The 12,601-nt window shown below is 61.6% G+C and carries 13 protein-coding genes; 7 read left to right on the forward strand and 6 right to left on the reverse strand.

The genetic code is table 11. The annotated features are described in order from the left end of the window. Positions 1–34 precede the first annotated feature (34 nt). Both ACR0K1_RS14705 and ACR0K1_RS14710 read left to right on the forward strand, forming a co-directional pair. Positions 35–853, forward strand: coding sequence for a sulfotransferase family protein (locus tag ACR0K1_RS14705; protein ID WP_480851153.1), 819 nt, complete (start codon positions 35–37; stop codon positions 851–853). A 154-nt stretch (positions 854–1,007) separates the two neighbouring features. Beyond that, the gene (locus ACR0K1_RS14710; protein ID WP_480615178.1) at positions 1,008–1,403 is read left to right on the forward strand and encodes a hypothetical protein; all 396 of its coding nucleotides are present in this window, start codon (positions 1,008–1,010) and stop codon (positions 1,401–1,403) included. 134 nt (positions 1,404–1,537) lie between these two features. On the opposite strand, the gene ilvD is transcribed toward ACR0K1_RS14710, so the two are convergent. Continuing rightward, a complete protein-coding gene (gene ilvD / locus ACR0K1_RS14715; RefSeq protein ID WP_480615176.1) occupies positions 1,538–3,370 on the reverse strand; it encodes a dihydroxy-acid dehydratase in 1,833 nt (610 codons plus the stop codon). 106 nt (positions 3,371–3,476) lie between these two features. Between ilvD and ACR0K1_RS14720 the strand changes: the two genes are divergently transcribed. The 4 genes from ACR0K1_RS14720 (at position 3,477) to ACR0K1_RS14735 (ending at position 6,452) form a co-directional block, all read left to right on the forward strand. Further along, the gene (locus ACR0K1_RS14720; RefSeq protein ID WP_480851154.1) at positions 3,477–4,031 is read left to right on the forward strand and encodes a helix-turn-helix domain-containing protein; all 555 of its coding nucleotides are present in this window, start codon (positions 3,477–3,479) and stop codon (positions 4,029–4,031) included. Between the two features lie 33 nt (positions 4,032–4,064). Then, on the forward strand, positions 4,065–4,334 hold the full coding sequence (locus ACR0K1_RS14725; protein WP_480615172.1) for a CBU_0592 family membrane protein: 270 nt from the start codon (positions 4,065–4,067) through the stop codon (positions 4,332–4,334). Between the two features lie 79 nt (positions 4,335–4,413). Continuing rightward, positions 4,414–5,268 carry a 3-mercaptopyruvate sulfurtransferase gene (gene sseA, locus ACR0K1_RS14730; RefSeq protein WP_480851155.1) on the forward strand — a complete coding sequence of 285 codons (855 nt, stop codon included), beginning with the start codon at positions 4,414–4,416 and terminating at the stop codon, positions 5,266–5,268. Next, positions 5,268–6,452 carry an amino acid aminotransferase gene (locus tag ACR0K1_RS14735; RefSeq protein WP_480851156.1) on the forward strand — a complete coding sequence of 395 codons (1,185 nt, stop codon included), beginning with the start codon at positions 5,268–5,270 and terminating at the stop codon, positions 6,450–6,452. The genes sseA and ACR0K1_RS14735 overlap by 1 nt, the downstream gene beginning before the upstream one ends. A 58-nt stretch (positions 6,453–6,510) precedes the next feature. Here the strand turns inward: ACR0K1_RS14735 and ACR0K1_RS14740 are convergent, their stop codons facing one another. The 4 genes from ACR0K1_RS14740 to ACR0K1_RS14755 form a co-directional block, all read right to left on the reverse strand. Beyond that, positions 6,511–6,897 (reverse strand): type II toxin-antitoxin system death-on-curing family toxin, encoded by a 387-nt coding sequence (locus ACR0K1_RS14740; protein WP_480851157.1) that lies wholly within the window; start codon positions 6,895–6,897, stop codon positions 6,511–6,513. Continuing rightward, positions 6,894–7,118, reverse strand: coding sequence for an AbrB/MazE/SpoVT family DNA-binding domain-containing protein (locus tag ACR0K1_RS14745; protein WP_480615164.1), 225 nt, complete (start codon positions 7,116–7,118; stop codon positions 6,894–6,896). Before ACR0K1_RS14745 ends, ACR0K1_RS14740 begins: the two co-directional genes overlap by 4 nt. Positions 7,119–7,235: 117 nt before the next feature. Beyond that, positions 7,236–8,552: an ammonium transporter gene (locus ACR0K1_RS14750; RefSeq protein ID WP_480851158.1), complete on the reverse strand. Its 1,317-nt coding sequence runs from the start codon at positions 8,550–8,552 to the stop codon at positions 7,236–7,238. Between the two features lie 31 nt (positions 8,553–8,583). After that, positions 8,584–8,922: a P-II family nitrogen regulator gene (locus ACR0K1_RS14755; RefSeq protein WP_170336579.1), complete on the reverse strand. Its 339-nt coding sequence runs from the start codon at positions 8,920–8,922 to the stop codon at positions 8,584–8,586. Between the two features lie 260 nt (positions 8,923–9,182). Between ACR0K1_RS14755 and ACR0K1_RS14760 the strand changes: the two genes are divergently transcribed. Next, positions 9,183–11,369 (forward strand): transglycosylase domain-containing protein, encoded by a 2,187-nt coding sequence (locus ACR0K1_RS14760; protein WP_480615159.1) that lies wholly within the window; start codon positions 9,183–9,185, stop codon positions 11,367–11,369. Positions 11,370–11,414: 45 nt separating this feature from the next. On the opposite strand, the gene leuB is transcribed toward ACR0K1_RS14760, so the two are convergent. Beyond that, on the reverse strand, positions 11,415–12,518 hold the full coding sequence (gene leuB, locus ACR0K1_RS14765; protein ID WP_480615157.1) for a 3-isopropylmalate dehydrogenase: 1,104 nt from the start codon (positions 12,516–12,518) through the stop codon (positions 11,415–11,417). Positions 12,519–12,601 lie beyond the last annotated feature (83 nt).

Below are 12,601 nucleotides of genomic sequence, written 5' to 3' on the forward strand. Positions count from 1 at the left end.
CCCTGATATCTGACCAGCGCAGGAGGCACAGCAGATGGGTTTTCCCGGCACCTGGATGACCGAGAGCGAAAGCATGGTGTACCGTGTGGTGCCGAAATGTGCCTGCTCGACCATCGGTCAGATCATGTATTATTCGGATCACGGCCGGTTCTTTGACGGCGACATTCATGATGCCAAGGATGGCATGCATAAATGGGCGTTTGATGGCAGTCAGGGCCAGATTTCCAGCAATGTGCGCAACCATGCCTCGTATTCCTTTACCTGCGTGCGCAATCCCTACACCCGGATTCTGAGCTCATTCTTCGACAAGATCTGCGGCATCCAGCGCAACGGCAAGCGCTATCGCGGCAATCTGGTGCCGACGCTGATCTACAATTACGGGATCGAGGTGGGCGGCGACGATGGCAAGGGCGAGTTCGACCAGATCGCCAGCTTCCGCCGGTTCCTGCTGTTTGCCCGCGACACGATCCGTTGGCGGCGCCCGATGGACCCGGATATTCACTGGTCGGCCATGTCGGGGCATGTGTCCACCTTCATCGTGAATGGCGGGCGGTATGACCGGATTTTCTGGACCGAAGCCTTCAATGACGGCATGCAGGGCGTTCTGGATCACGTGGACACCGCGCATCGGGTGACCTTGTCCGATATCCCGCGCTTCAACGAATCCGAAGGCCATGGCCCCAAGCGGGCGCATCCGGTCGAGGATTACTTCGACGACCTGTCGATGCATCTGGTCTATGAGATCTACAAACAGGATTTCGAACTTTTCAGATACGATTTCGAAAACCCCGCCAACAAGATGCCGGTGGGCGAGATCGATCTGGATGAGGTGCACGCGAAGCTGGGCGATTGACGGGCAATGGATGACCCCGGCAGAGGTGCATCTGCTTGGAACTTGATTTGCAGGTGAGTGACTGCTGCGAGCCCTTCGCAACAAATGCTGCGAACGTAACGAATGGCTGCTATGACGAGTTGGCTAGGATGCAGTATGAGGTTTACCAAATTCAATGTTTGAAAAGGTTCTGTGTCTTTGGGCGTGGGGATCACCTGAAACACCTATGCAGCGATTAGGTGCATTCTTGATGATGTTGGTGTCTGTTTTTGCCGCTGCAATCACATTGGGTGCTGTTTCTCAGGCTTTCGACAAAACTTGGACCGTCTCAGGAGTAGCCGCAAGTGTATTTGGTGTCGGAGTGATGTCGCTCTTACTCCCTACCGGGCTGGCTCACGGTTTTGCGGCGGCTTTTCCTCTGGTTTTTGATCGTTGGAAGCATAAGCGAAACATGCGATTGGGAGACTATGTGATGCTACAGCTGGATGGTCTTAAGTTCTTTTATTCGCTTTTAGGTTGGACTAGCTCAATTGGATTGGTCGCACTTATTGCCTATCTGCTAGTGTCCTAGGTCGCATAGCCCGTCGCGTTTCGTCAAACACTGCAGCCATTTGAGGGTTTGTTCCAAATGACCGCAAAGTCCGCACGGCAGAACAAAAACAGCCCACCGGATAGGTAGACCGTTTTTGTTGAGCGGTTTCTAACTCAGACCTGACGCACAGCCCCTCTGGCTGCGCTGGTGGTCAGCTTGGCATAGGCTTTGAGAGCCGTGGACACTTTCCGTTTGCGCGGCTCCGCCGGGTGCCATCCCTTTTCGTCCTGCTCTTCGCGGCGGGCGGCGAGGTCTTCGTCGGACACGGCCAGATGGATCGTGCGGTTGGGGATGTCGATCTCGATCTTATCGCCGGTTTGCACCAGGCCGATCTCGCCGCCTTCGGCCGCCTCGGGTGAGACGTGACCGATCGACAGCCCCGAGGTGCCGCCCGAGAATCGCCCATCCGTCAGCAGCGCGCAGGCTTTGCCCAGACCTTTGGATTTCAGGTATGAGGTCGGGTACAGCATTTCCTGCATCCCCGGACCGCCGCGCGGGCCTTCGTAGCGGATCACCACCACGTCGCCTTCGACCACCTTGCCGGTCAGAATATCGCTGACCGCCTGATCCTGGCTTTCGCAGACATAGGCCGAGCCGGTGAATTTCAGGATGTTCTCATCGACCCCGGCGGTTTTCACGATACAGCCGTCGCGGGCGATGTTGCCGAACAGAACCGCCAGACCGCCATCCTGACTGAACGCGTGCTCTTTCGACCGGATCACGCCGCCCTCGCGGTCGGTGTCCAGCTCTTTGTACCGGTTCGACTGGCTGAACGCCTGCGTCGTGCGTACGCCGCCCGGCGCGGCCTTGAACAGGTCCTGCGCCCGTGGGTTGTTGGCGATCTTGATGTCCCAGTTGGCAATCGCCTCGCCCATGGTGGCCGAATGCACCGTGTGGCAATCCTCGTGCAGCAGGCCCGCGCGGCTAAGCTCGCCGAGGATCGAGAAGATGCCGCCAGCGCGATGAACATCCTCCATATGCACATTCTCGGTGTTGGGCGCGACCTTGCACAGGCAGGGCACCTTGCGGCTCAGATGGTCCATATGGCTCATGTTGAAATGCACCTCGCCCTCGTGCGCGATGGCCAGAAGGTGCAGCACGGTGTTGGTGGACCCGCCCATCGCAATGTCGAGACTCATGGCGTTCTCGAAGGCTTCAAACGTGGCAATCTCGCGCGGCAGGAAGCCTTTCTCGTCCAGATCGTAGTGCCGTTTGGTGATCTCGACGATGCGGCGACCGGCTTCAAGGAACAGCTCTTTGCGGTCCGAGTGCGTCGCCAGCGTCGACCCGTTGCCCGGCAGCGCCAGACCCAGCGCCTCGGCCAGACAGTTCATCGAGTTGGCGGTGAACATGCCCGAGCACGAGCCGCAGGTGGGGCAGGCGTTCTCTTCGATATGTTTCACCTGCTCGTCGGTGTATTTGTCATCGGCGGCGGCGACCATCGCGTCCACAAGGTCGATCTTTTTCACGTCCAGATCTTCGATGTCGATCTTGCCCGCCTCCATCGGCCCGCCCGAGACAAAGATCGCGGGGATGTTCAGGCGCATCGCAGCCATCAGCATGCCCGGCGTGATCTTGTCGCAGTTCGAAATGCAGACCATCGCATCGGCGCAATGCGCGTTGACCATGTATTCCACCGAATCCGCGATCACCTCGCGCGAGGGCAGGGAATACAGCATTCCGTCATGGCCCATGGCGATGCCGTCATCCACGGCGATGGTGTTGAACTCTTTGGCAACGCCACCAGCCGCCTCGACCTCGCGCGCGACCATCTGGCCCAGATCTTTCAGATGCACGTGGCCCGGCACAAACTGGGTGAACGAGTTGACGATGGCGATGATCGGCTTGCCGAAATCGTCGTCGCCCATACCGGTGGCGCGCCACAGGCCGCGCGCGCCCGCCATGTTGCGGCCATGGGTCGAGGTTCTGGATCGGTAAAGTGGCATGATGCTGTTTCCCTAATGCTCCGGTTGCGGTATCCGGGGTTTGTGCGTTATAGCGCACGTATCACATGTGCGCTATAACGCACAAGAGGATTCGCGGGACGGGGACATGAGCTCGGACGATATTACACTGAAACTGCGGGACGTGCGGGCCGCGTCGGGGCTGAGCCTGTCGAAAGTGTCGGAACTGACCGGCGTCAGCAAAGCCATGCTGGGCCAGATCGAGCGCGGCGAATCCAGCCCGACGATTGCCACGCTGTGGAAGATTGCCAAAGGGTTCCAACTGCCGCTCAGCGCGCTGATCGGCGCGGCGGCGATGCGGACCCCGGCGGATGCGGGCGTGTTCCAGTCCGTGACCTTTCCCGGCAGTCTGCAGGTCAAGATCGTGTTTCCCTTCGATCCGGCGCTGGGGGCCGAGACCTTTCACGTGGAGCTTTCGCCGAACCAGAGCCACGATTCGCCCGCCCATGAAACCGGCATGACCGAAGAGGTGTTCGTTCTGGACGGCACGCTGGACGTGCTGCGGGACGGGGAATGGGTTGCATTGACCGCTGGTCAGGGGTTGCGCTTTGCGGCGGACCTGCCGCATGGGTATCGCGCCGGTGCCAAGGGCGCGCGGTTCCTCAACATGCATCACTACCGGCAACAGGCTGCGGCGGGCTAAGGCCTGTCGGGCCGCGCTGAAACAGGGGCAGATATGGCAGATTTCATCGAAACATTGACGCTGGCCGATGCGGTCGGGTCCTTTGGCGCCTTGCTCGTGGTCGCCGCCTATTTCGCGACGCAGATGCGGATGATGAACTCGGACGATCTGGCCTTTCCGGTCGTCAATCTGCTGGGGTCGGTTCTGATCGTGTATTCCCTGCTCGAGAATTTCAATCTCGCCTCGATGCTGATCGAAGGTTTCTGGATTGCAATCAGCCTGGTCGGCATTGTCCAGTTTTTTCGCCTGCGCCGCGCCCGCTAGGCCCGTTGCGCCCATCCAGCCTTGAACCCGCATGCGCGCGCGTATAGGGAAAACCCAAGCGCGCTTTGGGGAGGCTTTGATGCAGGACGATCCGAAAACCCTCGTTTCTACCGAATGGCTTGCCGCCCATCTCAAGGACCCGGACCTGCGGGTTCTGGACGGATCGTGGTATCTGCCCGCGCAGAACCGCGATGCCAGGGCCGAATACGACGCGGCCCATATTCCCGGCGCGCGGTTCTTCGATATTGACGAGATCTCCGATCACCGCTCGGACCTGCCGCATATGGCCCCGCCGGTCGAGAAATTCATGTCGCGCCTGCGGGCGATGGGCGTCGGCGACGGGCATCAGGTGGTGGTCTATGACGGCGCAGGGCTGTTCTCGGCGGCGCGGATCTGGTGGCTGTTCCGCCTGATGGGGCAGGAAAACGTCGCCGTGCTGGACGGCGGTTTCCCCAAATGGCAGGCCGAAGAGCGCGAGGTCGAGGACCTGCCGCCGATGATCCGCGACCGCCACATGACCGTGCGCGTTCAGAACCATCTGGTGCGCGACGTCACGCAGGTGTCGGCGGCATCGAAGCTGAACGACCACGAGATCATCGACGCGCGGTCGGCCACCCGTTTTGCCGGGGGCGAGCCCGAGCCGCGCGCAGGGTTGCGGGCCGGACACATCCCCGGTGCGCGCAATGTGCCCTTCGGCGGTTTGCTGAACAAGGATGGCACGATGAAATCGCCCGAGGATTGCCGGGCTGTGTTCGAGGCCGCAGGCGTGGACCTGTCGAAACCGGCGATCACATCCTGCGGGTCAGGCGTGACCGCCGCGATCCTCAGCCTTGCGCTGGAGCGCATGGGCAAGAAAGACCACTCGCTTTATGACGGCTCCTGGGCTGAATGGGGTGCCTTCCCCACCCTGCCCGTCGCAACCGGAGAGACCTGATGTTCGAGAACCTCAAACCGCAGCCCGCCGACAAGATTCTGGCGCTGATGCAGATGTACCGCGACGACCCGCGCGATCAGAAGATCGATCTGGGCGTGGGGGTCTACAAAAACGCCGAGGGCGTGACCCCGGTGATGCGCGCGGTGAAAGCGGCGGAAAAGCGCATTCTGGAAGAGCAGGAGAGCAAGGCCTATACCGGACTGGCCGGTGATCCGGCCTATGCGGATGCGATGATCGGTCTGATCCTTGGCACGTCGGTCCCACGCGGCAACATCGCCGCTGTGGCAACCCCCGGCGGCACCGGTGCCTGCCGTCAGGCGTTCGAGATGATCCGCATGGCCAACCCCTCGGCCCGTGTCTTTGTGTCCAACCCGACCTGGCCGAACCACCTGTCGATCCTGAACTATCTGGGGATGGAGATGGTTCCCTATCGCTATTTCGACGGTGAAACCCGTGGCGTCGATTTCGACGGCATGGTCGAGGACCTGAAAACCGCCAAACCGGGCGACGTGGTTCTGCTGCATGGCTGCTGCCACAACCCGACCGGCGCGAACCTGAACCTGGTGCAGTGGCAAGAGGTGGTGAACCTGATCAACGCGCAGGGCCTCGTGGCGATGATCGACATTGCCTATCAGGGTTTTGGCGACGGGCTTGAGGAAGACGCGCAGGCGACCCGTCTGGTGGCCTCGTCGGTCAAGCGCTGCCTGATTGCGGCGTCGTGCTCGAAGAATTTCGGCGTCTATCGTGAACGTACCGGTCTGCTGATGGCAATCAGCGACGATCCGGCGCAAACCGCGCTGAATCAGGCAACCTTGGCGTTCCTGAACCGGCAGAACTATTCCTTCCCGCCGGACCATGGCGCGCGCGTGGTGACCACGATCCTGAACGACGACGCCCTGCGCGCCGACTGGGCGGCGGAACTGGAGGAGGTCCGCTTGTCGATGCTGGGTCTGCGCCGGAATCTGGCCGACGAACTGCAACGCCTGAGCGGGTCCGACCGGTTCGGCTTCATCGCCCAGCACCGCGGCATGTTCTCACGCCTCGGGGCCGCGCCGGAACTGGTCGAGCAACTGCGCAATGATCACGGCATATACATGGTCGGCGACAGCCGGTTGAACATTGCCGGTCTGAACGCCACGACCGTGCCGATCCTGGCCAAGGCGATAGTCGACGTTGGGGTGTGAGCACGCGACGGAACACACGAAAAAGCCGCGCCTCGCAGCGCGGCTTTTTTCTGCCCGATCAAATGGGCTGCGCGCCCGCTTTGAGCCACCCGGCAAACCGGGCTTCGGAAATCTCTCCGGCAGCCAGACCTTCCATCATGTGCACGCCTTCGACCGGGTCGGGTCGGAACGACAGCCCGTTCAGGCGCAGGAAGGTGATCGCGGTCACAAACGCCGTTCGCTTGTTGCCATCGACAAAGGCATGGGCCTTGGCGACGCCAAAGGCATAGGCTGCGGCAATCTCGGTCAGATCCGCCTCGGAATAGGCGGCAAGGTTCATGGCTCTGGCTGCGCCCATCTCGATCAGGGCCTTGTCCCGCAATCCGGGGGCACCCCCGTGGCGGGCGATTTGCCGATCATGAATGATGATGACGGCTGCCAACGGCACCCAGACAACAGCGGTCACGCCAGCGCCTGAAGCAGATCGCGGTTTTCGTCCATCACGATCTCAGCGGCGTCAAGCGCCTCGGCCAGCGATGGATCATGCGCCATGATCTTCAGCGCACCGTCATCGCCGCGCACAACGAACAGGGTATCCCCCTCTTTGGCATCCAGAATGGTCAGCATTTCCGTTGTCAGAGTCATAACAGCCGAATTGCCGACTTTTCGAATTTTGGATGTGATCATCGCCGCGCCTCCGTATGCTCATTAGTATATACACCTTTGAGCCCAAGGAACAACAGGGCGGTTTGCAACAAAAAAACCGGGCGCGAACGCCCGGCTTTGGGTTGGGGTTCTCAGGTCTTAGCCCTTGGAGAATTCCGGATAGGCTTCCATGCCCAGTTCCGCCATGTCCAGACCGTTGATTTCGTCCTCTTCGCTGACACGGATGCCGAGGATTGCTTTCAACACGATCCACAGGATCAGCGCGCCGGCAAAGGTGAAGATGCCGTAGGCGATGATGCCCAGCAGCTGCGTGCCCAGGCTGGCCTCGCCATAGAAGATCACGGCGATGGTGCCCCAAATGCCGGCGAACAGGTGAACCGGGATGGCACCCACGACGTCGTCGATCTTGAACTTGTCCAGCATCGGCACCGCGAAGACCACGATGATGCCGCCAACCGCACCGATCCACAGCGCACCGAACAGGGTCGGGGCCAGCGGTTCGGCGGTGATCGAGACCAGACCGGCCAGCGCGCCGTTCAGCACCATGGTCAGGTCAGGTTTCTTGTACAGGACCTGGGTCATGATCAGCGCAGCAACAGCGCCCGAGGCTGCGGCCATGTTGGTGTTGGCAAAGATGCGCGACACGTCGGATACGTCACCCACGGTGCCCATCGCCAGCTGCGAGCCGCCGTTGAAGCCGAACCAGCCCAGCCACAGGATGAACGTCCCCAGGGTGGCCAGCGCCAGGTTCGAACCGGGCATCGGGTGAACCTTGCCGTCCTTGTACTTGCCGATGCGCGGGCCAAGGATCAGACAGCCCGCCAGAGCCGCCCAGCCGCCGACCGAGTGCACAACGGTCGAACCGGCGAAATCCGAGAAGCCGCGCGCGTCCAGCCAGCCGCCGCCCCATTTCCACGACCCCGAGATCGGGTAAAGGATACCGGTCAGCACGATGACGAAGATCAGGAAGGGCCACAGCTTGATCCGCTCGGCCACGGCGCCGGACACGATCGACGCGGTCGCTGCAACGAAGACCAGCTGGAAGAAGAAGTCCGACCCGATCGAGGCGTAATCCAGCGCCGCATCCGCAGGTGCCACACCCACCGGATCCAGAGTGGTGGTCGAAAAGAGCGGACCCAGCCAGCCTGCGATGGACCAGCTGTCGCCGGGATACATCAGGTTGAAGCCGATCAGCCAGTACATGATCGCGGCAAAGGAAAACAGCGCCACGTTCTTGATCATCTGCATGGCCACGTTCTTGGACCGCACCAGCCCGCCTTCGAGCATGGCAAACCCTGCTGCCATGAAGAAGACCAGAAAGCCCGCCATCAGAAACAGCAGCGTCGTGAAGATATAGCCGACATCTTCCATCGAAGACGGCGGGTCATTTGCGAAAGCCGCCGCAGGAAAGGCGATCAGCACGGCGGCTGTGGGTAGAATTCGGTTCAGTTTCATCTGTTGTCAGTCCTCTTGCGGGTGGCGCTGTTTACAGCGCTTCCTCGTTGGTTTCCCCGGTCCGCACGCGCAGCGCCTGCTCGACATCGAGGACGAAAATCTTGCCGTCGCCGATCTTGCCGGTCTTGGCGGTTTTGGTGATGGTTTCGACGATCTGGTCAGCCATCGTTGCTGGCACCACGATCTCGAGCTTGATCTTGGGCACGAAATTCACTGCATATTCGGCGCCGCGATAAATCTCGGTGTGACCGGATTGCGAGCCGAAGCCCTTGATTTCAGTTACCATCATGCCGCGAACGCCCGCATCGGTCAGTGCCTCGCGCACCTCCTCGAGCTTGAACGGCTTGATTGTCGCTATGATCAGTTTCACGCTAGTCCCCTCTGCTTCCCCGGTCGGACCGGTCTACTTTGCACCTGCAGAAAAAAGCGCGATGAACTGACCAAAGGAACGGTTTCGGGGCGGGAACGGGGGGTCAAATAGGTCTATGTTGCATAATTTTTGCACAAATTGCGCGCAACGGCTAAAAAACAGGCAGAATATTATGGGGCAAATACCGGTATTTCACACCTCAACACCGGCGCGTCGCCACGGTATGGTGACGCAAAAGCACAATCGGGCAGAGTTTGAGCATGACTGAGTCCAAGCGCCGCAAACCGACACTGGTCGCGGATAAAAGATACCCGCCGAAGGGGCGCAAGCCTTCGGCGTCGAAACGTGCTGCAAACCCCGCAGGCAATAAATCCACCGCCCGGAAAAAGGCCACGCGCAAGGCCCCGCGGAAAAAGGCGCGCAGGCGTTCGGGCGGCAGTGGCGGGGGCATCTTCCGCCGCCTGTTCCGCTGGATCTGGCGGCTGATCTGGGGCGTGACCTGGCGCGTCGGCGCGGTGGCCGCGCTGCTGATCGCGCTGGCGGTGGGTGTTGTCTACACCTCTCTGCCGGATGTCGATTCGCTGTTGGACGGGCGGGCGCGGGGGTCGGTCACGCTGCTGGATCGCGACGGCAAGGTCTTTGCCTGGCGCGGCGATCAGTTTGGTGGAGTGATCACGGCGGATACCGTCTCACCCCATCTCAAGAACGCCGTGGTCGCGACCGAGGATAAGCGGTTCTACCGCCATTTCGGCGTCAGCCCGCGCGGTGTCGCCAGTGCGGTGCGCATCAACCTGAGTGAAGGGCGCGGGCCGCTGTCGGGCCATGGCGGGTCGACCATCACCCAGCAGACCGCCAAGCTGCTGTGCCTTGGCGTGCCCTATGTGCCCGAGGAGTGGGATTCCGAGGCTGCGTATGAGGCCGATTGCCGTCAGGGCTCGCTGTGGCGCAAGGCCAAGGAAGCGATCTATGCCATGGCGATGGAGGTCAAGTATTCCAAGGATGAGATCCTGACCATCTATCTGAACCGCGCCTATCTGGGATCGGGCACGCGCGGGTTCGAGGCCGCCAGCCAGCGCTATTTTGGCAAATCTGCGGCCGAGGTTTCGCCGGCTGAGTCGGCGATGATGGCGGGGCTTCTGGTGGCCCCCACGCGCTATGCACCCACGAACAGCCTGCAACGCTCGCAGGACCGGGCGCGGCTGGTGGTCGGGTTGATGGAGGATCAGGGCTATCTGACCCCGGCGCAGGCCAGCGAGGCGCGCAGCCGCCCGGCAGTGTTGTCCGAGGCCGCAGCGGCGCGCGCAGGCGGGTATTTTGCCGATTGGGTCATGGCCAGCGGGCCAGAGTTCTTTACCCGCAACACCACCGAGGACGTGGTGATCCGCACCACGCTGGATCAACGCATCCAGCAATCGGCGGAAGAGGCGCTGCAATTCATCTTTCAGGAAAAGGTGCGCGAAGGGTCCAAGGCACAGGCCGCCATTGTGGTGATGTCGGCAGATGGCGCCGTGCGCGGGATGGTCGGCGGGCGCAAAACGCGGGTGTCGGGCGCCTTCAACCGCGCGACGCAGGCTTTGCGGCAGACCGGGTCGTCGTTCAAACCCTTTGTCTATGCGACGGCGCTGGAGCTGGGCTATTCGCCGCTCGATATTGTGGTGGACGAGCCCTATTGCATTAACATCCCGGGATCGGGCCAGTGGTGCCCCAAGAACTACACCAACAAGTTCTACGGGCGCGTGACTTTGGCGGATGCGCTGAAAAACTCGCTGAACATCCCCGCTGTGAAAGTGGCCGAGATGTCGGGTCTGGACAATGTTCGTACGGTGGCCGCCGGGTTCGGCATCGCCAGCGATCTGGCCGAAGGCCCCGCGCTGGCGCTGGGCGCATCTGAGAGCACGCTGATCGAGATGACCGGGGCTTATGCCGGCATCCTGAACGGTGGCTCGGCGGTGGAACCCTATGGGCTGACCGAATTGAAACTGCTGGGCGATGACGCCCCGCTGATGGTGACGACAACCGGCATCGGCGAGCGGGTCATCAACGACCCCGCAGCCCGGCAACTGACCTGGATGATGGAGCGTGTGGTGTCCGAAGGCACCGGCCAGCGCGCAAAACTGCCGGGCTGGCAGGTCGCGGGCAAGACCGGCACGACGCAGGCCGCGCGGGACGCCTGGTTCATCGGCTTTACGGCAGACTACGTGGCGGGCGTGTGGATGGGCTATGACGACAACACGCCACTCTCGGGTGTGACGGGCGGCGGACTGCCTGCGGAAATCTGGAAGGAAACCATGCTGCGCGTGACCGAGGGGATGACACCCTCGCCCCTGCCCATGGTCGCCCCGGCCCCGCCGGTTCAGGTCGCCCAGCCCAAACGGCAGCAGCGCCGCCGTCAGGGCGGGTTCGAACGGGCGGTGAATCAGCTGATCAAGGATATTTTCGGCAACTGAGGCCGGTCGGTCAGGCGGCGCACGGAACGCCGCCTGATTTCAAATTCAAAGGCTTTCGTCCAGCGCCGCAATGATCGCGTCGCCCATCTCGGTGGTGGACACAGGCTGAACGCCTTCGTCGGCCAGCAGATCGGCGGTGCGGACACCATCGGCCAGCACTTTCTCGATCGCGGCTTCCAGACGGTCGGCCTCTTCCCCCTGATCGAAGCTGTAGCGCAGCGCCATGGCAAAGCTGAGGATACAGGCGATCGGGTTGGCCTTGCCCTGACCCGCGATATCGGGGGCCGAGCCGTGGACCGGTTCGTACATCGCCTTGGGGCGGCCATTGGCCATCGGTGCGCCAAGGCTGGCCGAGGGCAGCATGCCCAGCGACCCGGTCAGCATCGCCGCCGTATCCGACAGGATGTCGCCGAACAGGTTGTCAGTGACGATCACGTCGAACTGTTTCGGTGCGCGGACCAGCTGCATCGCGCCGTTATCGGCATACATGTGGGTCACTTCGACCTCGGGATAATCCTTGGCCACACGGTCCACGACCTCGCGCCACAGGATGCCCGATTCCATCACATTGGCCTTCTCCATCGAGCAGACCTTTTTGTTGCGGCGCATCGCCAGCTCAAAGGCCGAGCGCGCGGCGCGTTCGATCTCGGATTCGGCGTAGCGCTGGGTGTTGATGCCGACGCGCTCGTTGCCTTCTTCGAAGATCCCGCGCGGCTCGCCGAAATAAACGCCCGAGGTCAGCTCGCGCACGATCATGATATCCAGACCGGCGACCACATCCTTTTTCAGCGAAGAAAAATCAGCCAGCGCGTCAAAGCATTGCGCCGGGCGCAGGTTGGAATACAGGTCCATTTCCTTGCGCAGGCGCAGCAACCCGCGTTCGGGCTTTAGGCTGAAATCCAGATCGTCGTATTTCGGGCCGCCCACGGCCCCCAGCAGCACGGCGTCGGCCGCATGTGCCTTTTCCATGGTCTCATCCGACAGCGGCTTGCCATGGGCGTCATAGGCCGCGCCGCCGACCAGATCCTCGCTCACGTCATAGTGAAGACCGCGATTGGTGCCGAACCAATCGATGATTTTGCGCACTTCGGTCATGACTTCTGGGCCAATTCCGTCTCCGGGCAGGATGAGGAGCGAGGGGTTGGACATGAACGGTCTCCTTGCGTTTCGTCGCAAAGGCCCTAGCGTCTGAGCCGCATCGGGTCAATGAGACGAACCCGCCAAATCACGAG

The organism is Ruegeria sp. F5, assembly GCF_056533845.1.